General features: G+C 64.6%; 17 protein-coding genes. 9 read left to right on the top strand and 8 right to left on the bottom strand.

Features of this window, described 5'->3' with window-relative positions; genetic code table 11:
* The first annotated feature begins 40 nt into the window (after positions 1-40).
* A complete protein-coding gene (locus AC5P9P_RS07170; RefSeq protein WP_005410518.1) occupies positions 41-1,375 on the top strand; it encodes a dicarboxylate/amino acid:cation symporter in 1,335 nt (444 codons plus the stop codon).
* Positions 1,376-1,787: 412 nt separating this feature from the next.
* Here AC5P9P_RS07170 and AC5P9P_RS07165 read toward each other — a convergent pair whose 3' ends face one another.
* Positions 1,788-2,561 carry a C40 family peptidase gene (locus AC5P9P_RS07165; protein WP_053090788.1) on the bottom strand — a complete coding sequence of 258 codons (774 nt, stop codon included), beginning with the start codon at positions 2,559-2,561 and terminating at the stop codon, positions 1,788-1,790.
* A gap of 131 nt (positions 2,562-2,692) precedes the next feature.
* Positions 2,693-3,271 carry a C40 family peptidase gene (locus AC5P9P_RS07160; protein WP_181453284.1) on the bottom strand — a complete coding sequence of 193 codons (579 nt, stop codon included), beginning with the start codon at positions 3,269-3,271 and terminating at the stop codon, positions 2,693-2,695.
* Positions 3,272-3,344: 73 nt separating this feature from the next.
* Between AC5P9P_RS07160 and AC5P9P_RS07155 the strand changes: the two genes are divergently transcribed.
* From AC5P9P_RS07155 to AC5P9P_RS07125, 7 genes are all read left to right on the top strand, one after another.
* Positions 3,345-3,827: an FKBP-type peptidyl-prolyl cis-trans isomerase gene (locus tag AC5P9P_RS07155; RefSeq protein ID WP_012480915.1), complete on the top strand. Its 483-nt coding sequence runs from the start codon at positions 3,345-3,347 to the stop codon at positions 3,825-3,827.
* Between the two features lie 99 nt (positions 3,828-3,926).
* The gene (locus tag AC5P9P_RS07150; RefSeq protein ID WP_033835314.1) at positions 3,927-5,171 is read left to right on the top strand and encodes a DUF418 domain-containing protein; all 1,245 of its coding nucleotides are present in this window, start codon (positions 3,927-3,929) and stop codon (positions 5,169-5,171) included.
* Between the two features lie 3 nt (positions 5,172-5,174).
* Positions 5,175-6,425 (top strand): NAD(P)/FAD-dependent oxidoreductase, encoded by a 1,251-nt coding sequence (locus AC5P9P_RS07145; protein WP_495232669.1) that lies wholly within the window; start codon positions 5,175-5,177, stop codon positions 6,423-6,425.
* The gene (gorA, locus tag AC5P9P_RS07140; RefSeq protein ID WP_288468568.1) at positions 6,422-7,780 is read left to right on the top strand and encodes a glutathione-disulfide reductase; all 1,359 of its coding nucleotides are present in this window, start codon (positions 6,422-6,424) and stop codon (positions 7,778-7,780) included. Before AC5P9P_RS07145 ends, gorA begins: the two co-directional genes overlap by 4 nt.
* 118 nt (positions 7,781-7,898) lie before the next feature.
* Positions 7,899-8,819: a DMT family transporter gene (locus tag AC5P9P_RS07135; protein ID WP_111188172.1), complete on the top strand. Its 921-nt coding sequence runs from the start codon at positions 7,899-7,901 to the stop codon at positions 8,817-8,819.
* Positions 8,726-9,154: an MGMT family protein gene (locus tag AC5P9P_RS07130; RefSeq protein ID WP_395760173.1), complete on the top strand. Its 429-nt coding sequence runs from the start codon at positions 8,726-8,728 to the stop codon at positions 9,152-9,154. Before AC5P9P_RS07135 ends, AC5P9P_RS07130 begins: the two co-directional genes overlap by 94 nt.
* 93 nt (positions 9,155-9,247) lie before the next feature.
* Positions 9,248-9,922 carry a rhomboid family intramembrane serine protease gene (locus AC5P9P_RS07125; protein WP_111188171.1) on the top strand — a complete coding sequence of 225 codons (675 nt, stop codon included), beginning with the start codon at positions 9,248-9,250 and terminating at the stop codon, positions 9,920-9,922.
* Between the two features lie 50 nt (positions 9,923-9,972).
* On the opposite strand, the gene AC5P9P_RS07120 is transcribed toward AC5P9P_RS07125, so the two are convergent.
* Positions 9,973-11,556, bottom strand: coding sequence for a phytoene desaturase family protein (locus AC5P9P_RS07120; RefSeq protein ID WP_111197735.1), 1,584 nt, complete (start codon positions 11,554-11,556; stop codon positions 9,973-9,975).
* 76 nt (positions 11,557-11,632) lie between these two features.
* Entirely contained in the window at positions 11,633-12,127 is a 495-nt protein-coding gene (locus AC5P9P_RS07115; RefSeq protein ID WP_033835306.1) for a VOC family protein, read from the bottom strand.
* A gap of 316 nt (positions 12,128-12,443) precedes the next feature.
* Between AC5P9P_RS07115 and AC5P9P_RS07110 the strand changes: the two genes are divergently transcribed.
* On the top strand, positions 12,444-15,467 hold the full coding sequence (locus tag AC5P9P_RS07110) for a TonB-dependent receptor (RefSeq protein WP_005410506.1): 3,024 nt from the start codon (positions 12,444-12,446) through the stop codon (positions 15,465-15,467).
* A 130-nt stretch (positions 15,468-15,597) separates the two neighbouring features.
* On the opposite strand, the gene AC5P9P_RS07105 is transcribed toward AC5P9P_RS07110, so the two are convergent.
* From AC5P9P_RS07105 to AC5P9P_RS07090, 4 genes are all read right to left on the bottom strand, one after another.
* The gene (locus AC5P9P_RS07105) at positions 15,598-17,607 is read right to left on the bottom strand and encodes a M13 family metallopeptidase (protein WP_033835305.1); all 2,010 of its coding nucleotides are present in this window, start codon (positions 17,605-17,607) and stop codon (positions 15,598-15,600) included.
* Positions 17,608-17,829: 222 nt separating this feature from the next.
* Positions 17,830-19,932, bottom strand: coding sequence for a M13 family metallopeptidase (locus tag AC5P9P_RS07100; protein WP_495232668.1), 2,103 nt, complete (start codon positions 19,930-19,932; stop codon positions 17,830-17,832).
* 188 nt (positions 19,933-20,120) lie between these two features.
* Positions 20,121-23,003 (bottom strand): TonB-dependent receptor plug domain-containing protein, encoded by a 2,883-nt coding sequence (locus tag AC5P9P_RS07095; protein WP_033835829.1) that lies wholly within the window; start codon positions 23,001-23,003, stop codon positions 20,121-20,123.
* 186 nt (positions 23,004-23,189) lie between these two features.
* Complete coding sequence (locus AC5P9P_RS07090; RefSeq protein WP_111172284.1) at positions 23,190-25,223, bottom strand: alpha/beta hydrolase family protein; 2,034 nt, start codon at positions 25,221-25,223, stop codon at positions 23,190-23,192.
* Positions 25,224-25,327 lie beyond the last annotated feature (104 nt).

Genomic DNA, 25,327 nt, shown 5'->3' with positions numbered 1-25,327 from the left:
GCTATCGTGCCAGCATCCCTTCCTTCCCTCTGGATTGCCTATGAAGCTGGTCTCTGCCTGGCTGCGGATTCCATTCTGGCAGCGCGTGGTCGGTGGCTTCGTGCTCGGCGCGCTGGCCGGCTGGGCGCTCGGCCCGGCCGCGGAAACGTGGTTCGGCCCGCTTGGCGAGCTGTACGTCACCCTGATCAAGATGATCGCGGTGCCGCTGGTGTTCTTCGCGGTCATCAATGCGATCTCCTCGCTGCACGGCCAGAAGTCGGTTGCCGCGCTCAGTGGCCGCACCTTCCTCTGGTTCGTGATCACCGCTGCGTTGGCGGTGTGCGTCGGCCTGGGCGTGGGCACCGTGCTGCAGCCCGGCGCCGGTGGCCTGCAGCTGACGATGGCCAGCAATTACGTGCCGCGCGAAGTGCCCAGTGTGGTGCAGGTGCTGCTTGACGTGGTGCCGGCCAATGTCTTCTATGCGCTGTCCGGTATCGGCACCAAGGTCAACGCGGCCGGCGAAACCGTGCTGGCCGCCGGCCGTGGCTCGATCCTGCCGGTCATCTTCTTCGCTGGCCTGGTCGGCTTCGCCATCGTCAAGCTCGGCGAGAAGGTGACCGAGGCGCGCAAGCTGGTCGGCCAGATGAGTGACATCATGATCCAGGTGACCCGCTTCGTGCTGGAAGTCACCCCGATCGGCACCTTTGGCCTGATCGCCGGCCTGGTCGGCAGCTACGGGTTCGAGAAGCTGCTGCCGCTGGGGCATTTCGTGCTGGCCCTGTACGTGGCCTGCGCCCTGCACATCGTGGTGGTCTACAGCGCACTGCTGCTGGCGCACGGACTGAACCCGCTGAAGTTCTTCCGTGGTGCGGCACCGGGCATGCAGGTTGCGTTCGTCAGCTCTTCCAGCTTTGCGGCGATGCCGGTGGCACTGCGTTCGATCACCCACAACCTGGGCGTGAACAAGGATTACGGTTCGTTTGCGGTGCCGCTGGGCGCCAGCATCAAGATGGACGGCTGCGGTGCCATCTACCCGGCGCTGTGCGCGGTGTTCATCGCGCAGTACAGCGGTGTGCCGCTGACCCCTGAACAGTACGTGGTGGTGCTGATTGCTTCGGTGCTGGGCAGCTTCGGTACGGCCGGTGTTCCGGGTACCGCGGTGATCATGGCTACGGTGGTGCTGAGCGCGGCCAACCTGCCGTTGGAGACGATCGGCTACCTGTATGCCATCGACCGCATCCTCGACATGATGCGCACGATGACGAACGTGACCGGCCAGATGCTGGTGCCGGTGATCGTGGCCAAGGAAACCGGGCTGCTCGACCAGGCGGTGTATGACAATCCGTCCAGCAATGTGGGTGTGGACGACCCCGATCCGACGCCGCCACGCGGCTGAGGTTGCGTGGAGATAAAAGGCCCGCCCTGAACGGCGGGCTTTTTGTTTGGGAGCTGGCTGGCGCGGTGGCGGTCATGCCGTGCCTGGTAGATCCACGCCATGCGTGGATGGAGGCGGTGCCGACCAACGGTCGGCCCCCACCAAAGGTCAGTACCCACCAAAGGTCAGTACCCACCAAAGGTCAGTACCCACCAAAGGTCAGTACCCACCAAAGGTCAGTACCCACCAGAAGAGGTCGGTACCCACCAGAGGTCGGTACCCACCAGAGGTCGGTAGATCCACGCCATGCGTGGATGAAGGCGGTGCCGACCAAGATCGGCAGCTACCCACCATTGCGCGGGCCTAACAAAAAAGCCGCTGCAGGGCAGCGGCTTTCTCGTGTCAGGCGGCGTGGTAGCGCCAACCGGCCAGATCAGAGATCGACCCGGCGGGCCTGCATGAACTTGTTGCCCCAGTAGCCGCTGAGCAGGGTGTCCACGCGCACGTCCTTGCCCGAGCTCGGTGCGTGCAGGAAGCGGCCATCACCCACATAGATGCCGACGTGATCGACGCGGCCCTTGCGGCCGAAGAACACCAGGTCACCGGCGGCCAGCGCGGTGCGGTCGTTGATCAGTTCGGCGTTGTCGTCATGTGCCATTTCACGCGAGACGCGCGGCAGCTCAATGCCCAGGGCCGAGCGGAACACGTAGCCGACCAGACCACTGCAGTCGAAGCCGCTGTCCGGGTTGCTGCCGCCCCAACGGTATGGGGTGCCCAGCAGGGTCATCGCGCGACGCAGCAGCGACTGCACCTTGCCATTGTCGGCCGCGGTGCCGACAACGCTGCCATTGGCAGCGCTGCTGGTGTCGTAGTTGGCGAGGAGGCGGCTGAGGTCACCGGCCACCACGGCCGAGCGGTCCATCAGCGGAATGGTGTCGTTGGCGGCCAGGTGAGGCAGCAGGGCGGCCAGGGTAGCGCTGGCGGCGGCGTCGACGCGGCTGCGTTGCGTAGCGGCAGCCTCGGCCTTGGCGGCCGGTCGGGCGGTGCTCTCGGCCACCGGGGCCGGGGTCACATCGGAACGGTTCGGAGCAGTCTGCGACCAGGCCGGAAGGCTGGTCAGACATAGTGCCAGGCCAAGCAACAGCGGGCGGGCACTACGTGAAGATACGGAAGTCTGGCCTTCGCTTTTCAGGTCGTCAGTCGTCACGCGTCGGTCACAGGAAAAAAACGATGGGGCATCATGCCCTGTAAAAGCGCGGATAAGTTAAAAATTCCGTTAGTAATTCGTTAGTTGCATGGTGATGTTCGTCACAGTTTTGAATATATCGCCTGTTCATTTTAGCGAAGGACGCGTTTCGCCCCTGTGTAGTGGTCCTTCCAGTAGGGACCGCTGAGCGAGTCGAGGCGCACGGTGCCGCCGGTGCTCGGCGCATGCACGAAACGCCCTTCACCGACATAAATGCCGACATGGGTGACGCTGCCGCGGCTGCCGAAGAACACCAGGTCGCCGGTGGCCAGGCGCTGCGGATCGATCTTCGGACCCTGTACCGCCGCCAGGTCGCGCGAGGTGCGCGGCAGCCGCAGGTCCAGCATCTCGCGATAGACATAGGCCACCAGGCCGCTGCAGTCGAAGCCGGAATCCGGGGTGTTGCCGCCATAGCGGTAGGGGGTGCCGACCAGGCTGATGGCACGCATCAGCACCGAGTTGGCCGCCTCGGGGTTGTCCGGCACGGTCTTCGGCCAGTTCGCGGTCGGCGGAGGCGGAGCGGGGCGGGTGGCCTTGCCGCCGCCGCAGGCGGTCATCAGCACGGGCAGGGCCAGCAGCAGGGCCGGGGCGAGGAGCCGGCGCAGGCCGGACGAAACTGGCGTGATGTGCATGTTCTCCGGATAATGCGCCACCTTGGGATTGGCCGTCATGATGGCGGCGTCCCCGCCGGGCGACAACCCGCCCCAACCCGCCTGCCTCCGGCAGATCCAGACAGAGTTGCGCATGAAGATCGAAAAAGACCGCGTTGTCCGCTTCCACTACACCGTTTCCGAAGTCGGCCAGGAGCCGATCGAATCGTCCAAGGACCGCGGCGAGCCGCTGGCGATCCTGATCGGCCACGGCAACATCATCCCGGGCCTGGAAAACGCCATGATGGACAAGGAAGCCGGCGCGACCTTCAGCGTTGACGTCAACGCAGCCGATGCCTACGGCGAGCGCCGCGAGGGCCTGTCCCAGCGCGTGCCGAAGAAGCATTTCGGCAACACCAAGCTGGCTCCGGGCCAGCAGGTCGTGCTGCAGACCAACTTCGGCCCGCGTGCGGTGACCGTGCAGAAGGTCGGCATGAGCGTCGTCGACGTCGACCTGAACCATCCGATGGCTGGCAAGGACCTGCACTTCGACGTGGAAATCGTCGATGTGCGCGAAGCCGGCAAGGAAGAGATCGACCACGGTCACGTCCACGGCGACGGCGGTCACCACCACTGATCGCAGCGCGATCATGATGGCAGCAACGGCCCGCTTCGGCGGGCCATTGCGTTTCTGGAACACGGCGCGGCCATCCATGGCACGCGGGCCGGCGGCATAATGGCGGACCTGCCCGACGGACGCCCCGTGAACGCCGCTTCTCCTTCCCTGCAACCGGTGGCTTCCGGCGAACGCATCGCCGTGCTGGACGTGCTGCGCGGTGCTGCGCTGCTGGGCATCCTGCTGATGAACATCGAGGCCTTCAGCGGACCGCTGGACCTGGCCTTCACCGGCATCGACGTGCATTGGCAGGGTATCGACTACTGGGCCGATGCCTTTGTCTACGTATTCGTGCAGGGGAAGTTCTTCACCCTGTTCTCGTTGCTGTTCGGCGCCGGCTTCGCGGTGATGGCGCAGCGCGCCGAGGCGGCCGGGCGTGACTTCACCCCGTTCTACCTGCGCCGCAGCGCTGGCCTGCTGCTGATCGGCCTGTGCCACGCGCTGCTGGTCTGGTCCGGCGACATCCTGGTGATGTACGCGTTGGTCTCGTTGCCGTTGCTGGCCTGCCGCGAGGCGCCGCGCAGCTGGCTGCCGTGGATGGGCGTAACGGTCTATCTCGGCGGTGTGGCGATGATGCTGCTGGTCGGCGCGATGGTGTCGATGGCTTCGGCGGAGGACGTGCGGAAGATGCTCACCGACGCGCAGCAGAGCATCGATCTGCAGCGCCTGGTGTACGGGCAGGGCAGCTGGATGCAGGCCAATGCGCAGCGGCTGAGCGAGTTCGGCACGTCGATGGGGGCGATGCTGATCACCGGCCCGGAAGTGCTGGGCATGTTCCTGATCGGCAGCTGGTTTGCCGGCAGCGGCGCGCTGGCCACGCCGGATCGCTTCCCGCGGCTGTATGCGGTGTTGCGTTGGGGGGCGCTGCCCTTCGGCCTGCTGGTCACGCTGCTGGGTGTTGCCTGGAAGCCGTATCTGGCGCCGGGCGCTTACGATCTGCCGGTTACGGCGGCGATGGCGCTGGTGACGATCGGCGGCCTGCCGATGTGCCTGGGTTACCTGGCCTGGATCGTACACTGGCGCGCGCGGCTGGGCTGGCTGGCGCCGGTCGGGCGCATGGCGTTGACCCATTACCTCGGCCAGTCGCTGCTGTGCACCTGGCTGTTCTACCACTACGGCCTGGGCGCGTTCGAAACGATGCCACGCAGCGTGCAGTTGATGTTCGCGCTGCTGCTGTTCACCGCGCAGGTGGGCATCTCGCACGTATGGCTGCGCCGCTTCCGCTTTGGGCCGATGGAATGGCTGTGGCGCGCGATGACCTACCGGCAGTGGCCGCCGATGCGGCGCGGGGCCGGCCAGGGCTGATCGATGCAGGGCGCGCGCGAGGATGTGATCGTGGTCGGCGCCGGTGCCATTGGACTGGCTGCCGCACTCGCGCTGCGTGCACAGGGCCGGCAGGTACGCGTGATCGACCGTGGGCGTGTCGGCGGCGCGACCTCGCATGGCAACTGCGGCACCATCACCCCCAGCCACGCGCCACCGCTGGCAGCGCCCGGCGTGCCGTTGCGCGCGCTGCGCTGGATGCTCGATCCGCGTGCGCCGCTGTACGTGCGTACACGCTTGGACCCAGCATTGTGGCGCTGGCTGCTGCAGTTCGGGGCGCGCTGCAACGCACGCGACTGGCTGCACGCCACGCGGGCACGCGGCGCATTGTTGAATGATTCACGGCTGCGCCTGGCGCAGTGGGTGCAGACGCATGCGCTGGACTGCGAGTTCGAGGCGCGCGGTCTGGACTATGTGTTCGGTGACGCCCGCAATTTCGATCACCACGCTGCCGAGTGTGAGGCGCTGAACGCACAGGGCATTGCCTCGGCGCGCATCAATGGCACCGACTACGCGCGCGACAATCCGGCGTTTCATGATCGCCTTGCCGGTGCGATCCACTTCCCCGGCGATGCCCAGCTGCGTCCGGACCGCTACACCGCCGAACTGGCGCGCGTGCTGCGCGCACAGAGCGTGGTGATCGAAGAGCAGTCGGACGTGGAGGATTTCAGCGCCGATGCGCAGGGTGTGCGCGTGCGTGTCGGTGAACGCATGCTGCTGGCGCGAGAGCTGGTGCTGGCGACCGGGCCGTGGTCACCGAGCTGGGCGCGGCAACTGGGTCTGCGCGTGCCGATCCAACCCGGCAAGGGCTACTCGCTGACCTGGTCACGACCGGCGCAGGTGCCGCAGCGTCCAGTCGTGCTGAAGGACCATTCCGTGTTCGTGATCGCCTGGCGCGAAGCGCTGCGGCTGGGCGGTACCATGGAATTCGCCGGTGCCGATCCGCAGCTGCGCACGACCCGCCTGCAGGCCTTGCAGCAGGCCGCCGACCACTACCTGCGCGCGCCACGTGGTGTGCAGCTGCAGGAGCAGTGGTGCGGGTGGCGCCCCATGAGCGTGGACGACGTGCCGTTGATCGGCCGCGCGCCCGCGCATCCTCACGTCTGGCTTGCAGCGGGGCATGGCATGCTCGGCATCAGCATGAGCGCCGGCACCGGCCAGCTGATCGCCGATCTCGTCTGCGGCCGCACGCCGGCGATCGATCCTGCCCCTTACCGACCCGAGCGATTCCGATGAGCACTGCACCCTATGATTACGACCTGATCGTCCTTGGCGGTGGTTCCGCCGGCCTGGCTGGCGCGATCCGCGCCGCGCAGCACGGCAAGCGCGTGGCGCTGCTGGAGCCTGGTGAACTGGGCGGGACCTGCGTCAACGTCGGCTGCGTGCCGAAGAAGGCCATGTGGCTGGCGGCCGACCTGCACGAGCGCATCGGCCTGGCCAGTGCGATGGGTTTCGATGTCAAGGCACGCCCGGCATTGTCGTGGCAGGAGCTGGTGATCCATCGCCAGGCCTACATCAGCAACATCCACACCAGCTACCACAAGCGCCTGGACGAAACCGGCGTGGTGCGCATTCCGGCGCGCGGTCATCTGCTCGATGCGCATACCGTGGCCTGCAGCGATGGCGTGCGTTACAGCGCTGAACACATCCTGATCGCCACCGGCGCGCACCCGCTGCGGCCTGACATCCCCGGTGCCGAACTGGGCCTGGTCTCCGATGATTTCTTCGATCTGCGCGCGGCACCGGCCGAGGTGGCGATCATCGGTGGCGGTTACATCGCGGTGGAGCTGGCCGGCCTGCTGCAGGCACTGGGCAGCAAGGTGAGCCTGCTGGTGCGTGGCCAGCGGCTGCTGGATCGCTTCGATTACGAGCTGACCGATCAGCTGGCCGAGAACCTGAAGCAGCAGGGCGTGCGCATCCATTTCGGCTATCGCCTGCGCGAGCTGCAGCGCGATGGCGAACGCGTACGTGCATTCGGCCATGATGGCCCGCTCGACAGCGTGTTCGACGCGGTGTTCTTTGCCACCGGCCGCCGTGGCAACAGCCGCGATCTGGGCCTGGAAGCGCTCGGCATCGGTATCGGCGAACACCAGCAGGTGCAGGTGGACGAATGGCAGACCACGTGTGTGCCGAGCGTGCACGCGGTGGGCGACATCGCTGGCAAGGTCGGCCTGACCCCGGTGGCGGTGGCCGCTTCGCGGCGGCTGATGGACCGCCTGTTCGGTGGCCGCCCGCAGTCGAAGATGGATTACGAGAACGTGGCCAGCGTGGTGTTCTCGCATCCACCGCTGGGCGCGGTGGGCATGAGCGAAGAAGAGGCGCGCGCGCGGTTCGATCAGGTGAGCGTCTACCACAGCCGTTTCCGTCCGATGCTGCAGGCGCTGGCCAATGGCACCCAGCGCAGCCTGTTCAAGATGGTCTGTGCCGGTCCGGAAGAACGGGTGGTGGGCATCCACCTGCTGGGCGAAGCGGCCGACGAGATCCTGCAGGGCTTTGCGGTGGCGGTGAAGATGGGCGCGACCAAGGCCCAGTTCGACGACACCGTGGCGATCCACCCGACCTCGGCCGAGGAAGTGGTGCTGATGCGCTGAGCTGGACGGTTTTAGAGCCGATCCTATGCTCGGCTCTCCAGGTCACCAGGCGCACCCATGCGACAATGGACGCCCTTACGCCTTCCCTGGCCGCCCCGTGCGGCCCGCCGTCGTCCTGATGTCCAGCCCCGCTTCCCGTATCGCCACCGCTTCCCCACGCATCGCGCTGGGAGGCATCGGCCTGGCCGCGATCGGCGCCATCGCCGCCTCCGGCAAGGCCATCATCGTCAAGCTCGGCCTGCGTCACGGCGTGGATGCCACCACGCTGCTCGCCCTGCGCATGCTGATGGCGCTACCGCTGTTCGTACTGATGGCACTGTGGTCCGCGCGCCGGGCCGAGCCGCTGTCCTGGGCCGACCGTGCCCGCGTGTTGTGGCTGGGCTTCACCGGCTACTACCTGTCCAGTCTGCTCGACTTCCAGGGCCTGCAGTACATCAGCGTGACCCTTGAGCGCCTGATTCTTTACTTGAACCCGACCCTGGTGCTGCTGATCAACGTGCTGCTGGCGCGCCAGCGGCCCGGTCGGTGGCAGATCGGCGCGCTGGTGCTGAGCTATCTGGGCGTGCTGCTCGCCTTCGGCCACGATCTGCAGCGCGAGGGCGGGCAGATCATCGTCGGCAGCCTGCTGGTACTGGGCAGTGCGCTCAGCTACGCGCTGTACCTGTTCGGCAGTGGGCAGGTGGTCGCACGCATCGGCGCGGTGCGGTTGACCGCCTATGCCAGCTGCGTGGCCAGCGTGCTGGTGCTGCTGCATTTCGCGGTGACCCATCCGCTGCCGTTGCTGTGGCAGGCACCGGCGCCAGTGCAATGGCTGTCGCTGGTCAATGCCACCGTGTGCACGGTGCTGCCGGTGCTGGCGATCATGCTGGCGGTGCAGCGCGTGGGTTCGTCGCTGGCCGCGCAGGTCGGTATGCTGGGCCCTGTTTCCACCATCGTGATGAGCCTATGGCTGCTCGACGAACCGATGGGGCCGGCGCAGATCGCCGGCACCGTGCTGGTACTGATCGGCGTACTGCTGGTGACCCGCCTGCGGCGCTGACACCGGAGCAGGCGCGTGCGCGCATCCTGGCGGTGATCCGCGCGATCCCCGTAGGGCAGGTGATGGGTTATGGGCAGGTAGCGATGCGCGCGGGCCTGCCCGGGCGTGCGCGGCTGACCGCGCGCATCCTGGGCCAGAACGACGACCCGGACCTGCCTTGGCACCGCGTGCTGCGCTCGGATGGGCGAATTGCCATGGAAGAAGGGTCGGCCGGATGGCGCGAGCAGTCACAGCGGTTGCGCGCGGAGGGCGTGGTGGTGGAGAACGGCCGGGTGCGGATGCCGGCGGCTGATCCGGCAGCGGCACTGGATGCCGCTGTGTGGGGCCCGGTCTGAGCACCGCTGGCGACTGAACAGGCCGGACCTGAGGGCCGCCAACAAGACACGGTGCTGCGGCTATGATGGAGGCCGTTCCATGCCGGTACTCCCATGTTCCCGCGACTGCCAACCGTCACCAAGGCCCTGCTGATCGCCAATGCGATCCTGTTCCTGCTGCAGCAGCAGTTCCTGCTCGGCATGCAGACCTTCGAGCCGTTCATGCTGCAACCGCTGCAGCAGGGCTTCGATGCGTTCTCGCCGGGCGGCAACTTCCAGCCGTGGCAGCTGCTGACCTATGGCTTCCTGCATGGCAGCTTCGGCCACCTGTTCTTCAACATGCTGGCGGTCTTCATGTTCGGCGCGCCGCTGGAGCAGACCTGGGGCGAGAAGCGCTTCCTGCTGTATTACCTGGTGTGCGTGGCTGGTGCAGGCGTCTGCCAGCTGCTGGTGGGCACGCTGCTGGAAAACCCGGCGACGGTGCTGGGCGCCTCCGGTGGCGTGTTTGGCCTGCTGCTGGCCTACGGCATGCTGTTCCCCAACCAGCGGGTGATGCTGCTGTTCCCGCCGATCCCGATGAAGGCGCGGACCTTCGTGATCCTGTTCGGCGTGGGCGAACTGGTGCTGGGAATGACCGGCTGGCAGCCGGGCGTGGCCCATTTCGCGCACCTGGGCGGCATGCTGTTCGGCTGGTTGCTGATCCGATACTGGCGCGGGCAGCCGCCGTTCAACAAGCGTCGCCCGCCCGGCCCCCCGAAGCGCCCGAACCATCTGCGCAGCGTCAAATGATCCGAAGGATCATTTGACGCCGTAGGTGCCGACCGTTGGTCGGCACACCACTACAGGTCCCGCAGCACCACCTGCGCCGCATTGTGCCCCGGTGCACCGGTAACACCACCGCCGGGATGGGTACCCGACCCACACAGATACAGGCCGGGAAGGGCGCCGCGATAGCCGGCCTGGCCGACCATCGGCCGCGCCGAGAACAACTGGTTGGCGCTCAGTGCGCCGTGGAAGATGTCGCCGCCGACCAGACCGAAGGTGCGTTCCAGATCGAGCGGGGACAGCACCTGACGACCGAGCACGCTGTCAGCGAAGCCGGGCGCATAGCGTTCAACGGTAGCGATCATCAGGTCGGCTACCGTCTCGCGGTGGTCATCCCAGTGACGCCCATCAGGAAGTACCGGCGCCACGTGCTGGCAGAACAGGCTGGCCACATGCTGTCCGGGCGGTGCCAGTGAATCGTCCAGCGTACTGGGTATCAGCATTTCCACGATCGGTTCGCGCGACCAACCGTCGCGGCGCGCATCCAGCCAGGCGCGATCCATGTAGTCCAGGCTGGGGGCCATGATGATGCCGGCACTGAGGTGATCGCCCGGACCGGGCAGGGCGCGGAACTCCGGCAGCCGCGACAGCGCCACGTTCATCCGGAAGGTGCCGGAACCGCAGCGCCAGTTCGTCATGCGTTCGCGTGTGGCAGCCGGTACCTGCGCCGGCTCCAGCAGCTGTTCGTACAGCAGCTTCGGATTGACGTTGGCGACCACCGCGCGTGCACGCAGGGTTTCGCCGTTGGCCAGTTCCACCCCCACGGCGCGGCCCTGTTCGGTCAGTACCCGTCGCACGCCGGCATCCACGCGCAGCTCGGCCCCGGCCTCGCGCGCCGCGCTGGCGATGGCCTGGCTGATCGCGCCCATGCCACCCATCGCATGGCCCCATGCACCCTTCACGCCATTGCACTGGCCGAACACGTGATGCAGCAACACGTAGGCGCTGCCCGGTGTGTATGGACTGGCATAGTTGCCGACGATGCCATCGAAGCCGAACAGCGCCTTGATCGGCTCGCTCTCGAACCAGCGGTCCAGGTATTCCGCCGCCGACAGCGTGAACAGGTCCAGCAGCTCCTGCCGCAGCGGTGCATCCAGCGCCGCCAGTTCGCGGCCGAGCTTCCCCATCTGCCAAAGTGCGGGCAGGCCGCGCCAGCCGCCGGCGACGCCGATGTCCGGTGGCGCGCGGAGAGCCCACGCGCGCAGTACATCGGCGAAGATCTCCAGGCGTGCTTCGTACGCTGGCAGGCGCTGTGCATCCCGAGCGGAGAATCCAGCGACTTCGGCCTGGGTGCGGCCAGGTGCCGACAACAGGTAGCGGTCGTCGGGCAATGGCAGGAAGTTGTTGGCCGGGCGCGTGACAATGCGCAGCCCATGGGCATGCAGTTGCAGGTCTTCGATCACCTTCGGTTGCAACAGCGACACCGTGTACGACGCCACCGAGTTGCGGAAGCCGGGATGGAACTCCTCGGTGACCGCCGCTCCGCCGAGCACGCCGCGCCGTTCAAGGACCAGCACCTTCTTTCCGGCCTTCGCCAGATAGGCCGCACAGACCAGGCCGTTGTGGCCACCCCCGATGATGATTGCATCCCAGGACATCAGCACCTCAAAAAAAGGGGACGGAGGGGATTAAGTCGCAATTCGCACAGGGTCGGCAGCGGTGGGCAGAAACGACTTAATCCCCTCCGTCCCCTTTTTCTATTGCCGCTTCGATGGTGGCGATGTCGATCTTATTCATCGGCATCATCGCGTTGAAGGCGCGCTTGGCCAGTGCCTTGTCCTTGCTGGTCACTGCTTCGATGAGCATGCGCGGGCTGATCTGCCAGGAGATGCCCCAGCGATCCTTGCACCAGCCGCATTGGCTCTCCTGGCCGCCGTTGCCGACGATCGCATTCCACAGGCGGTCGGTCTCGGCCTGGTCCTCGGTCTGGATCTGGAAGGAGAACGCTTCGCTGTGCTTGAACGCGCTGCCGCCGTTGAGGCCGACGCAGGGAATGCCGCAGACGGTGAATTCGACGGTCAGCACGTTGCCTTCCTTGCCATCCGGGTAGTCGCCCGGCGCGTGATGCACGGCGGTGACCGCGCTGTCGGGCAGGAGGCTGGCATAGAAGGTGGCGGCCTCGAGCGCGCCGTTGTCGTACCAGACACAGATGGTGTTCTTGTGTGCCATGTCGGGGCTCCGCGATGGACGAAGCCGCAGCGATAGCACGCCCGGTGTTAAGCCGGGATGGGTATCACGGTGACCGGAGACTGGGGGCGGTAACGGGTGGAGCGGGCTGCAAGCGGCTGATTAATAAACCAAACTTGAACAAAGTTCATGTTTGTATCAAAACTTTTCCTTCAATTTCAATTGGTTATTTTTGTTCAGCCGCCATTGCAAATTAAGAATTGATGAAATTAATATTTGGTTCAGCTACATGGGGCTGTCGCTTCCGTGCAGCAATTCTGCAACTGCAGCCTGATCTTCACCGAATCAAGGAAACTCCATGACCAGCAGCAAGCACGTCGCAAGGTTGAAGCGTACCGCCTTGGCGGTCGTCCTGACTTCTTTCATCGGCGCCGCAGCCGCGCAGAGCACGACCGGTTCGTTGTACGGCAGTGCGCCTGCCGGCACGACCATCGTCGTGCAGAGCGATACGGGCCTGAAACGCTCGGCGACCGTCGACAGCAATGGCCGCTACAACCTCGGCTCGTTGCCGGTGGGCAAGTACACCATCATCCAGCAGCGTGACGGCCAGACCGTCGATCAGCGCGAGAATGTTCTGCTGAAGGTCGGCGTTGGCACCGAGGTGTCGTTTGCCGGTGGCAGCAGTGCCGCCACCACGCTGGAGGCCGTGAACGTCGTCGCGGCGAATGTGCCGAAGATCGATGTCACCAATACGGTGTCCAAGTCGGTCATTACGTCCGAGCAACTGGATGTGTTGCCACTGGGGCGCAGCGCCGAAGCCATCGCATTGCTCGCGCCAGGTGTTGTCGCAGGCAGTGGCGCGTTCAGCAATGGCTCGCGTTCGGTGCTGTCTTTCGGTGGTTCCAGTGTTACTGAGAATGCCTACTATCTGAATGGCTTCCTGGCCAACAATCCGCTCAGCAACCTGGGTGGTATCAGCCTGCCCTATGGGTCGATCGACCAGCAGGAAACGTTCATGGGCGGCTACGGAGCGGGATACGGGCGCTCCACCGGTGGTGTGATCAACCAGCTCGGCAAGCGCGGCACCAATGAATGGCATTTCGGCGTGCAGGCCACCTGGGCCCCGGACTCGCTGTCGGCGTCTGCGGCCACTGTCATCTATCCCAATCGCCAGCTGCCAGATGGATACAGCTACACCGATGACTCGTTGCCTGGTTCGCTCTATCGCTACCGCAAGGACGATGTCGCCACGCGTACCACCTACAGTGGCTATGCCAGTGGCCCACTGATCGAGGATCGTCTGTTCATTCACCTGGCTGCGGAAAAGGACCGCACCGAAGGTGTGTCCACGAACAGCTCTGCAGCAACGCAGCAGGTGCGCAACCACTACACCATTGATGCGCCGAAGTTCTATGGAAAGATCGACTGGAACATCAACGACAGCAACACGCTGGAATACACCCGCGTGCAGAACACCGATCGCAACGGTGGCTACTACCGATCGTTCGACTACGAGGACCTGGCCGAAGGTGATCGCACCGGCACGTTCCCGAACACCACGAAGCTCAAGGACGACTTTGACATCTTCAAGTACACCGGCTACCTGAACGATGACCTGACCCTGAGTGCGGTATGGGGTCGCAGCAAGGAGAGCAATCTGGAGTCGAATCCGCTGGATACGGCCAACCCCTATCTCAGCAGCCCGGGCAATCAGGATCCGTCCATTACCGGTGGCCGCCCCATCCGCAACGACCAGTCGGCGCTCTATACCAAGTCGTCAGATGCGGGCAGCAAGACCCGAGGCCTGCGTGTAGACCTGCAGTACCGCATCGGCAACCACGAGCTGACCGGTGGTATCGATAACATGTACTTCCAGGGGCATAACGAAGGTCAGGCGATGACCGGGCCGGGGTATGCCTGGATCTATGGTCGTGTTGATCCGGCCTCGTCGCCGAATCCGGGCTTTGATATCACCCCGCCGGGCGGCAACGGCTACTTCGTGCAGAAGTACATCTTCTCCACGACCACCAGCATGTCGGTCAAGCAGAAGGCCTACTATCTGGAGGACCGCTGGCAGGTCACGCCGAACTGGTTGGTGACCCTCGGCATCCGCAATGACAAGTTCACCAACTACAACAGTGCGGCCAAGCCTTACGTCGACAGCGGTGACCAGTGGGCGCCGCGCCTGGGCGCGAGCTGGGATGTGTTTGGCGATTCGTCGCTGAAGGTGTTCGCCAACCTGGGCCGCTACTACCTGGCGTTGCCCAACAGCGTTGCCATTCGTGGTGCTTCCGCCTCGACGTTCACCCGCGAGTACTTCACCTATAGCGGAATTGATGCCAACGGCAACCCGACCGGGTTGACCGCTCTGGGCCCGGGCCCGGTGTCAGCCAACAATGAATATGGCCAGACCCCTGATCCGTTGTCGATTGCGCCGACCGACCTGAAGTCGCAGTACCAGGACGAGCTGATCCTTGGCTTCGAGAAGACGCTGGGCGAGCGCTGGAGCTCCGGTGCCAAGTTCACCTATCGTCGCCTGCAGACGGCCATCGACGATACCTGTGACTCCGATCGCATCCACGACAAGCTTGCCGCGATGGGCGTCGACGACAGCAATCTCGATGTCCCGGGCTGTGTGATCTTCAATCCGGGCAAGACCAACACCTTCATGATCCGACACGCGGATGGCTCGGGTTACACGCCGGTGCAGATGAGCTCCGCCGACTGGGGTTACGGCAACAAGAAGGCCAAGCGTGACTACATCGCCGTCGATCTGTTCATCGAGCACCCGCTGAGCGACAAGTGGTACGGACGTCTGGATTACACCTGGTCGCGCAGCTTCGGCAATACCGAAGGCCAGGTGAAGTCGGATATCGGCCAGGATGACGTCTCCAAGACCCAGGACTGGGATGCCGCGGCACTGATGGAATACGCCGGTGGCTATCTGGCGAACGACCGCCGTCACCAGCTGAAGGGCTATGGCGCCTATATGTTCAACGATGAGTGGTCGGCGTCGGCCACCCTGCGGATCATGTCGGGGGCGCCGAAGAGCTGCCTGGGCTACTACGGCACCGATGAGAGTGATCCGCTGGGCTACGACGCGGCCTATCACTATTGCGGTGGCAAGCCGTCGCGTCCGGGTGACGCCGGCCGGCAGCCCTGGACGACCCGCCTGGACCTGGGCGTGATGTATCGCCCTTCGTTTGCCGATCACAAGCTGGCTTTCAGCCTGGATGTTTTCAATGTGCTGAACCAGCGTCGCGCGGTGCAGTCTGACGCGGTCTATGAAGATGGCCCCTACACGGTGTCCAACACCTACGGCATGGGTACCTACTTCAGCGCACCTCGTTCGGTTCGTGTCAGTGCGTCCTACGACTTCTGATCGCAGCACCTGATCGATCTCTCCAGAAAACGACCTGGACCCCGGCCATGCCGGGGTCCCTTTTTTGGGTCGCCAAGCGAAAAAAGGGCGCCCGAAGGCGCCCTCTGCATTACCAGTTGCAGCAGTTAGCTCAGCGCCAGACCTTGATCTGCTCGGCTTCGCTGCGCTGCATCGGCTGGCCGGCCTTGCAGCTGAAGGTGGCACCGAACGCCGGCAGGTTGGCCAGCGTGCCGTTGCTGCGCCACAGGCCCGGTGCACGGATGTCGGCGGTCAGGCGACGCACGGCCTCGTTCGGCGACAGCTGCTGCGCCCACAACGCCGACCATGCGCGGAAGAAGCTCTGTTGCTGTGCCGGCTTGGCCTTCGGCTCCTGCGCGGTGTACGCGGCCCACGCCAGTTCCAGGCCGGCGATGTCGGCCAGGTTCTCTTCCTGGGTGAGCGTGCCGTTGACCTTGGCACCCTTCACGCCCGGGAAATCGTAGGCGCCGTACTGCGCGGCGACGCGGTTGCCGAGAAGGGTCCAGGCGGTCTTGTCGGCCGGCGTCCACCAGCTGCGCAGTTCGCCCTTGGCATCGACCAGTGCGCCCTTGGCATCGATCGCGCGGGTCAGCTCGTGGCCGACCAGGCCACCGAAGCTGCCGAACTTGTCGGCAGCGTCGGCCTTGGCGTTGAACACCGGCCCCTGCAGGATCGCAGCGGTGACGATCAGGCGGTTCTGCGCCAGGTCATAGGCCAGCGACGGCTGCTGCGGCAGCACGTCCCAGCGGCGGTCGGCGTTGCCCTTGCCGATGCGCTTCATTTCCTCACGGTGGCGCCAGGTCGACGCAATCAGCATGTTGCCGCCAAACGAACCACGGCCCATCGGCTGCACGCTGTAGTCGAGATCACGCAGCGGGGTACCGATCTCGATCTTCAGCGCGGCCAGCTTGGCCTGCGCTTCGGTCTTGGCTTCGGCACTCATCCAGCTGCTGTTCTTGACCGCTTCGATCTGCACTTCGCGCACCTTGTCGACGATCCATGCGGCCTGGCGACGGTCTTCGGCCGACAGGTAACGGGCGGCGTATTCGCGACCGAGCATCGGGCCGGCGGCCACGTTGATCGCCTCCAGCACGTCTTCCCAGCGCTGCGGCGGCAGGGTTTCGCCACGCAGCACGCGGCCGCGGAATTCGAATTCGGCGTCGCGGTAGGCCTTGGACAGGTAGGGCGCCATCGAGTCGCCCACGCGCCAGCGCAGGTAGGCCTTCCACTGGTCCGGCTTGAGCTTGGTGACCATGCCATCGAGCTGCTTGAACAGGCCCGGGTCGGCCAGCGAGACCAGGTCGTCGTCCACGCCCTGGGCCTTCAGGAAGGCATCCAGCTGCAGGTTGCGGTAGCGGCTGTTGAGCTCCTTGGTGGAGATCGGCGCGTAGTTGTTGAACGGGTTGTTGATGCCGGCCAGCGACTGCGCGTTGCGCGCCAGTTCGGTTTCCAGTGCGATCACCGATTGCGACTCGGCATCCAGCTTGGCGGCCGGAGTGCCGGTCAGTGCCAGGATCTGCTTGACGTAATTGCGGTAGCGGCCCATCAGCGCAACGGTGTCGGCGTCGGTGCGGGTATAGAACGCCGGGTCCGGCAGGCCCATGCCGCCCTGCATGAAGTAACCGATGTGGCGGTCCAGCGCCTTCAGGTCCACGTCCGGGCCGAAGTTGAAGGCCACCGGGATGCCGACCTGGTGCAACGCGGCGATCGAGGCCGGCACATCCTTGGCCTTCTTGATGGCGTTGATGCGGGTCAGCAGCGGGGCGATCGGATTGGATCCGTCGGCTTCCACGGCGGCTTCGTCCAGGCCGCTGGCCCAGAAGTCGCCCAGCAGTTTCTGCACGTTGCCCTGCGGCGCCTTCATTGCTGCGTCGAGCAGTTCACGCTGCTGCTGACGGCTGCGGTCGACCAGCTGGCCCAGCGCGGTGGTGGCACCGGTCTGTGGCACCGGGTTGGCCTTCAGCCAGCCTGCGTTGGTGGCGTCATAGAAGTCGCTGCACTGGGCGCTGACGGCCGGGGCGCGCGCGGCCTTCTTCTTGGCGGCGGCGAACGCATCATGGGTCGGGACCAGGGTCGCCAGGCTGATGCCCAGGGCGATGGCAAGCGGACGGAAATTGGGCATGTGGAACGAATCCGTGATGGATTGAGGGCGCGCGCACTATAGCAAGCCGCGCATCGACGCGGCATGCACGCATCACGCTGCTTTCGCCGACCAGGGTCGGCCGCTAGCGGGGAGCGCCGAGATCATTGGATCCACACCATGCGTGGATGAAAAACACCCCGGAAAAACAAAGGCCCGGGAATTCCCGGGCCTCTGCAGGTCTGCCGCGGCGTCAGCCGTGGCTTACCAGATCACCACCTGCTGGTCGCCGCTGCGGGCCATCGGCGAACCGGCCTTGCACTGGAACGCGGCCGCGAAAGTCGGCAGGTTCGACGGCGCACCCATGGCGCGGAACTGCGCAGGGGCGTGCGGGTCGGTCGCTAGGCGGACCTTGGCGTTCTCCGGGGTGTACTTGGTGCGCCACACGGTGGCCCAGTTGAAGAAGAAGCGCTGGTCGCGGGTGAAGCCGTCCACCTTCGGGTCTTCCTTGCCGGCGCTGGCCTTCTGCAGGGCATCGTAAGCAGTGGCCAGGCCGCCCAGGTCGGCGATGTTCTCGCCCAGGGTCAGGTGGCCGTTCACCGCCTGGCCGTCGACCTTGTACTGGTCGAACTGCTTGACCAGCTTGCCGGTCAGGCCTTCGAAGTTCTTCTTGTCAGCGGCGGTCCACCAGTCTTCCATGTTGCCGGTCGGCCCGAAACGTGCGCCCTGGTCGTCGTAACCGTGGGTCATTTCGTGGCCGATCACCGCGCCGATGCCGCCGTAGTTCAGCGCGTCGTCGGCCTTCGGATCGAAGAACGGCGGCTGCAGGATGGCGGCCGGGAACACGATCTCGTTCTGCAGCGGGTTGTAGTAGGCGTTGACCGTCTGCGGGGTCATGCCCCACTCGGTCTTGTCCACCGGCTTGCCGATCTTGGACAGGTTGAACTTGTAGTTGAACTCGTTGGCCGCGCGCACGTTGCCCAGGAAGCTGTCGCGCTGGGTCTGCAGGCCCGACCAGTCACGCCACTTGTCCGGGTAGCCGATCTTCGGGGTGAAGGTTTCCCACTTGGCGATGGCCTTGGCCTTGGTTTCATCGCTCATCCAGCTCAGGCCCTGGATGCGTTCCTTCAGCGAGGCGGCCAGGTTCTTCACCAGTTCTTCCATCTTCGCCTTGGCTTCCGGCGAGAAGGCCACCTTCACGTACAGCTGGCCGAAGGCTTCACCGGCGTCGTTCTCGATGGTGCCCAGAACGCGCTTCCAGCGCGGCTTCTGTTCCTTCTGCCCGTTGAGGGTCTTGCCGTAGAACTCGTAGTTCTCCTGCACGAAGGCGTCGGCCAGGTACGGCGAGGCGCTGTCCACGGTGTGGAAGCGCAGGTAGGCACGCCACACAGACGGATCGGTGTCGCCCAGCGCCTTGCTCACTTCCTCATGGAAGGCCGGCATGGCCAGCGAGAACTTCTCCGGTGCGGCCACGCCCTGCGACTTGAAGAACTCGGTCCAGCTGAAGTTCGGGGTCAGCTTGTCGGCGTCGGCGAGGGTGACCGGGTTGTAGTACAGCTCGACGTTGCGCGACAGTTCGACGCGCGACTTGGAGGCCTTGGCCAGGCGGGTCTCGAACTTGACCACGTCCTCGGCCTGCTTGGCAGCGTCGGCAGCGGCAACACCAGACAGCTCCAGCACCTTGGCGACGTGTGCCTGGTAGGCCTTCAGCTTGTCGGCGTTCTTGGCATCGGTGTAGTAGGTGCTGTCCGGCAGGCCCAGGCCGCCCTGGCTGGCGTAGGCCATGTTGACGGCCGAGTTCTTGAAGTCGGCTTCAGCGCCGAAGCCGAACAGGACGTTGTCACCCTTGGCGGCGCTGGTGCGCAGGTAGTTGGCAATGGCCGCCTTGTCCTGCAGCCCATCGATCGCGGTCAGGTCGGCCTTCAGCGGCTCGATGCCCTGGGCGTTGATCTTGGCCTCGTCCATGCCGGTGGCCCACAGGTCGCCGACGATCTTCTCGATGTGGTTCGGGGTCTTCACCTGTGCCACCTGCTCGGCCAGCTGGTGCTGCACGGCCACCGAGCGCTCGTCGAGGATGGTGAAGGCGCCCCAGCTGGTGCGGTCGCCCGGGATCTCATTGGCGGCCAGCCACTTGCTGTTGACGTAGTCGCCGAAGGCGCCGCAGGCGTCCTTGGTGGTATCGAGGTCGCTGGGCTGGAAGGCGTTGTAGGCCGGCAGCTTGCTCTCGTCCAGGGTGTAATTGGTGGCTTCGGCGGCAGCCGGCGTGGAGGCGGTGGCGTCCTTGGCCGGGGTTTCGTTCTTGCCGCAGCCAACCAGCGCGGCCGAAACGGCCAGGGTCAGCAGCACGATCTTGGGAGTACGGGTCACTTTGATGGCCTCCAGGCCGAGTGAGTCAGGGAAGGGCCGCAGGGACGGCCGTGGGCCGAACGATACGCCGCCGGCCTGCCCTGCAAGGGTGTCGAAGGTCATGCCCGGGCGCAAGGGGCGCTGCCAGGCCCGGAAAAGACAGACCCGGCAAAAGCCGGGTCTGTCGGGGCACTGCAATCAACTTGGAATCAGAACTTGTACTTCAGGCGCACGAACGGGGTGCGGCCGTAGTAGTCGTACTGGGTCGCGAACGGATAGGTGTTGCCGTAGCGCGACGAATAGACGCTGCTGGAGATCAGCGGCGGCTTGGTGTTCAGCACGTTGGCTACGCCCACCAGGATCTGCCAGTCGGCCTGGTCGTAGCTGACCGAAGCGGTGTGGTAGAAGCGGCTTTCCAGGGTGGTGTCGCGGTAGGAGTTCGGACGATTCTGGTAGGTGAACTTCTCGTCCAGGTCCGGATCCTTGGTCTGGGCGATGTACTGCGTCAACCAGTTGTAGGTCCAGTCACCGCGCTTCAGGCTCAGGCCGAGGTTGCCGACCAGGTCCGGACGACCCAGGTCACCCAGGCGATCGGAGGAGGACAGGCCACTGGCTGCCGCGCTGTCGAACAGCTCGGCGGTGTCTTCCACCGTGTAGGTGATCTGCGAGTCCAGCGAGAACTTGCCGAAGCTGAACTCATGATCCCAGTTCAAGGTCATGTCCCAACCGCGGGTACGCTGGCGATTGATGTTCAGGTACTGGGCGTACACCTCGGTCACCATGTTCGCGTTCGCGCTGTTGTTCGGATTGCGGCGCAGCAGGTCGCAGTAGCGGTTCGGGAAGTTGGTCGATTCGTAGCAGCCCTGCAGAATCGAGGATGCACCCAGCGAGGTGATCTGATCGCGCACTTCATAGTCGAAGTAGTCGATCGCAATGCTCAGGTCGGCAAACGACGGCGTGAAGACCAGGCCGACACTGCGCGCGCGCGAGGTTTCCGGAGTCAGGTTGCCGTCCTTGCCACCACGGGTGTATACGGTGGCGCTGGAGTTGCCAGCGGCAGTGTAGTCGCCCGGGATGCCTGCTGCGGCGCAGTTCGCCTGGATGCGGGTGTTGCTGCTTTCACCCCAGCGGATGCACGGGTCGATCTGCGTCTGCGACAGGAAGCCGGTCTGGTTGCCCAGGTACATTTCGTACAGGCCCGGCGCGCGGTAGGACGTGCCGATGGTGCCACGCAGGCGCAGCGAGGGAATGATCTGCCAGTTCAGGCCGAGCTTCCACACGTTGTCGCTACCGGAGATCGAGTCGTACTTGAAGACGCGACCGGAGGCGTTGGCCGACAGCGATTCGACACCCGGCAGGCCCTTCAGCAGCGGAATGTCGAACTCGACGAATGCTTCCTTGACCTTGTCATCGCCCTTGGTGCGATCGGCCGTGGTCGAACCCCACAGATCGTAGTTTTCTGGCGCCGGCTTGTCGTCGATCTTGTAGTTGCGATACTCGAAGCCCACCGCAGTTGCCAGGGCACCGGCCGGCAGGTCGAACAGTTCACCACTGAACACCGCATTGACGGTGGTCTGGTCATAGGTGGTCTTGCCGTTGGCCCACACGCCGAGGATGCCCACCAGCTCATCGACCTTGGCACCGCTCAGGTAGCCCGGATCGAAGTAGTTCGCGGCCATCGTGGTACCCGCGCCCGGGCGGCCGATATCGCCGCTGATCGAATTGCGGATGCCCAGGGTGCTGTACTTGCCGCTGGAACGGCTGTAGTTGGCGTTGACTTCCCAGGCCCAGGTATCGGTGCCCTTGATCATGCCATCAAGCTTGTTGGCGAAGTAGAAGTAGTCAACTTCGGTGTTGGAGATGCTCTTGAACGGAATGACCGGCTGTGCGGTCGCCGTTGCGCTGCCCGGCAGGCGGACGGTCGGGAAGAACTGGCGCCACTGGAAGTTGTCCGTGGTGCGGTTGTTGTACAGGAACTGGGTCTTCCAGTTGAACGAGTCGAAACCGAAGTCGGTAGCGAAGTAGACCGACTTGCGCTCCTGCTTGTTGACGATGTGGGACTTGCCGTAGTCCTGGAAGTTGTACGGCTCTTCATAGGTGGCAATCGGGTTGCCGTTGGCATACGTCTGGTTGGCGCGCGGACGATAGCCCGGGAACGGGCCGACCGTGGAGCCATCCGGGCTGGGCACGTAACGGGTGGTGACCCGATTGTTGGTCACGTCCACGACGTTGTGCAGCATGTTCTGGCAGTTGCCGAGATTGGTGTTGGCCAGGATCGAGCGGTCAACACGGTCGACGCGATTGCCGTCTGCGTCCCAGACCAGGTCTTCGGCGCACTTGAAGTAATCGCGGTCACCACGGGTCAGTTCATTCTGGCGGTACCACTCGACGGCGGCAACGATGCTGCCACGCTCGAAGTTCCAGCCATTGGCCAGCGACGCGGAGAATACTTCACCGCCACCTTCGGTCGGCACGCGGCCGGTTACGGTCAGTTCCGGGCGATCGAAGTGCTTCTTGGTGATCAGGTTGACCACGCCGGCAACGGCGTCGGAGCCATAGATCGAGGACGAACCGTCCTTCACGATCTCGGCGCGCTGCAGTACGGCGGTCGGCAGCACGTTCAGGTCGAATGCACCGACGGCACCGCGGGTACCGGCCGGGCCTGGGCGCTGGCCGTCCAGCAGAACCAGCGTGCGATTAGCACCCAGGCCGCGCAGCGAGAAGGTCTGCACGCCGGTACCACCGTTGGTGTTGAAGCCACCGAACTGGTTGGTGATCTGGGTTTCAGCGGCACCGATGGCCGACTTCTGCAGGAACTCGGCGACGTTCACCTGGCCCTGGGTTGCATTTCGTTCTGTGTCGATGGTGAAGACAGGCGAGGTGGTCTCGTAGTCGGCGCGACGAATCAGCGAGCCGGTGACCGTAACCTTGTCAAGGTCGGTCGCCTTCTTGCCCTCATGCGAGGCGCTTGACGCCGCCGATTCCGTTCTGTCGGCTTCCTGGGCCAGGGCCGGGGCTGCCTGCAGACAGGCGAGGACCGCCAGAGCGAGTGGCAGACGGCTTGGCGTGATGAGGCGGTTGAGACTGGTCATGCGGTTGGATCCCCACTTGTTATGCTTCGGTTAATTGAGTGTATGCGTGGCGTAAAATAAATGCAACGTGAATGGTGTCGTGATGTAACTTGTTATTGCTAATGGGAAATTCAGGGTCTGAGCATGAAAAAACCCCGCCGACCTGAGGCCGACGGGGTTATTGGGGACGCGTTGAATGGAGGCGGGTTAGAGGCCGCCGGGGCCACAGTCCTTCGCGAGGAAGTCGGCCATCAGCGGCAGCGTCACCCGATAGTGACTGGGATACCAGGGCATGCTGTGCGGCATGTCCGGAACAAGCTCGAACTTCGCCGGTACCTTGTCCTTGACACCGTTGTAGAAGTTCCTGGCATGGAAGGCAGGGGTGCGGACGTCTCGGTCCCCGACGAAGGTGAGGAGGGGAATGGCGGCCTTTGCGGTGTTCTGCATCGGGTCCATGCCTTTGACGGTCTGTCCCTGCAGGATCCGCTGTAACCTGTTCTCGCTCCAGGAGACCCCCAGTCGCGCAAGGTCTGTGACCGGAGCGCCGGCGATGGAGCACTGGAACGGAGAGGGTGCGCGCACGGTTGCCGCCGCCGCTGCAAAGCCACCATAGGAATAGCCGAAAATGGCCAGGCGATCCTTGGCGGCAATTCCCTGCTGCACAAGCCAGGCCGCAGCGTCGTCGTTGTCATCCTGCATCGACAGTCCCCATTGCTTGTCGCCGGCAAGCCAATGCTCGCGGCCAAAGCCGGTTGATCCGCGGTATTGCGGCCGGATCACTGCGTAGCCCCTCGACGTGAAGAAGGGCACCCAGCCAGAGACATCCCAGCCGGTGTAGTCGCGTGCCCAGGGGCCGCCATGGGGATGTACCAGGGCCGGAAGCGGTGCATCACCCTGCTTCCAACCGGCGGGAAGGTCGACGATCGCGGGAATCTTGCGTCCGTCGCGCGCTGTGTAGGTGACCCAGCGCTGCTCACCGATCTGCTTTCCGTCGATCCATGGCCGCTCGCTGCCCAGGGTGGTGACATGCTTGCGATCGCTCAACAGACGGTAGGCCGTGGGTTGGTCGGCGGCATTGGTGGTGAACAGGACCCGTGACAGGTCGTCGTTGTAGCCGGTGATGGCGATGTAGGTGCCGGGGTAGGCCTGCTTGAGGCCTTCGTAGAGGCTCTTCATCTGCGGGTCGACATACACCGCTTCCCGACGCGGGCCGTCGAGATAGAAGCCGAGTACCTGGTTGAAGTTGCTCGGCTTGGTGCCCAGGATCAGACCACCAATCGGGTACTGCGGATGGGCCGCCAGCGGCTCGTTGTCGAACGTACGGCTGGCTGGGTCGTAGAGACGGGCTTGCACCTGCTCCGAAAACTTGTCGGTGAGTATGTAGAGCTTGCCGGTCCGGTCGTCGGTCCCGGCCACATCCATCGTGTAACGATCACTCAGGCGTGTGGTCAGCGGGTCATGCTTTTCGAACTGACCGCTGCTCCTGTTCTTGATCAGGATCTGCTGTTCGTACTCATTGGAGCCCGCAGGTTCGATCTGGGTGCGGGTGAGCAGTTCGCCATCGCGAGGGTGGAACAGGCCTGGCGTGGAGCGGGCGTCGCCGCGGAACAGCAGCCCCGTCTCACCGGTGCGCAGGTTGAACAGATAATAGTTCGACGACAGGGTGGATTGATTGACCTGGGAAATGATGACCCTGTCCGGATCCAGCGGCAGTGAATGCACCAGCGAGGCTGTGCCGGCAATTTCCAGACAGCGCCGGGTCTGTTCGCTGATGCCGAGCTTGCGGCTATTGTCAGCAAAGGCTTCGTCGAACTTGGTTTGACTGCTGTCGGTCAGGTAGGCCTTGGCCAGGAATGTCTTGGTTGAACCTACAGAATTGCCTTCGCCACAACCGGCCAGCTGCGCGGTCAGTTCCTGGCGGCCGATCACGAGGCTGCGGCCTGCCTTGAGGGCATTGGCCGCAATGAACTTCATGCGGTCGCCGGAAGGGGTGATGGCGACTGGTCCTGCGTCAATCTTGTCCAGGTTCCAGTTGGCCAGGGCTGTGTCGCCATTGTTGCTGCCCGGCGCAGCGATGATGGCAACCAGCTGTTTGCCGTCAGGGCTCATCGAGACGGACTGGATCGCCTGGATCTTGGCAAAGTCCTCGACCGGCAGAGGGGTGGGCGAAGCCACGGCCTCGCTGGCAACGAGCGCCAGGGCGGCGACGAGGCTGGTGCGGGTCAAAGCGGGGTGGTTCATCTTCGGGACGTCCTTGGCGTTGAGCCATCAAGATGACTTGAAGATGAACGAGTGTCGCAGCTGCGTCAACTCTGCGTGAAAGGCGCGCGAGGCCTGCAAGGACG

The organism is Stenotrophomonas sp. YJH_SMC_14-1, assembly GCF_059372275.1.
This window is presented reverse-complemented; position numbering and strand designations above follow the sequence as displayed.

Excerpts from the sequence above, each read along its gene's own strand:
- AC5P9P_RS07130 (WP_395760173.1), top strand. The coding sequence starts at position 8,726 with ATGGCTGCTCGACGAACCGATGGGGCCGGCGCAGATCGCCGGCACCGT.
- AC5P9P_RS07095 (WP_033835829.1), bottom strand. The coding sequence starts at position 23,003 with ATGACCAGTCTCAACCGCCTCATCACGCCAAGCCGTCTGCCACTCGCT.
- AC5P9P_RS07125 (WP_111188171.1), top strand. The coding sequence starts at position 9,248 with ATGTTCCCGCGACTGCCAACCGTCACCAAGGCCCTGCTGATCGCCAAT.
- gorA (WP_288468568.1), top strand. The coding sequence starts at position 6,422 with ATGAGCACTGCACCCTATGATTACGACCTGATCGTCCTTGGCGGTGGT.
- AC5P9P_RS07145 (WP_495232669.1), top strand. The coding sequence starts at position 5,175 with ATGCAGGGCGCGCGCGAGGATGTGATCGTGGTCGGCGCCGGTGCCATT.
- AC5P9P_RS07105 (WP_033835305.1), bottom strand. The coding sequence starts at position 17,607 with ATGCCCAATTTCCGTCCGCTTGCCATCGCCCTGGGCATCAGCCTGGCG.
- AC5P9P_RS07120 (WP_111197735.1), bottom strand. The coding sequence starts at position 11,556 with ATGTCCTGGGATGCAATCATCATCGGGGGTGGCCACAACGGCCTGGTC.
- AC5P9P_RS07115 (WP_033835306.1), bottom strand. The coding sequence starts at position 12,127 with ATGGCACACAAGAACACCATCTGTGTCTGGTACGACAACGGCGCGCTC.
- AC5P9P_RS07110 (WP_005410506.1), top strand. The coding sequence starts at position 12,444 with ATGACCAGCAGCAAGCACGTCGCAAGGTTGAAGCGTACCGCCTTGGCG.
- AC5P9P_RS07155 (WP_012480915.1), top strand. The coding sequence starts at position 3,345 with ATGAAGATCGAAAAAGACCGCGTTGTCCGCTTCCACTACACCGTTTCC.
- AC5P9P_RS07135 (WP_111188172.1), top strand. The coding sequence starts at position 7,899 with ATGTCCAGCCCCGCTTCCCGTATCGCCACCGCTTCCCCACGCATCGCG.
- AC5P9P_RS07160 (WP_181453284.1), bottom strand. The coding sequence starts at position 3,271 with ATGACGGCCAATCCCAAGGTGGCGCATTATCCGGAGAACATGCACATC.
- AC5P9P_RS07090 (WP_111172284.1), bottom strand. The coding sequence starts at position 25,223 with ATGAACCACCCCGCTTTGACCCGCACCAGCCTCGTCGCCGCCCTGGCG.
- AC5P9P_RS07150 (WP_033835314.1), top strand. The coding sequence starts at position 3,927 with ATGGCGGACCTGCCCGACGGACGCCCCGTGAACGCCGCTTCTCCTTCC.
- AC5P9P_RS07170 (WP_005410518.1), top strand. The coding sequence starts at position 41 with ATGAAGCTGGTCTCTGCCTGGCTGCGGATTCCATTCTGGCAGCGCGTG.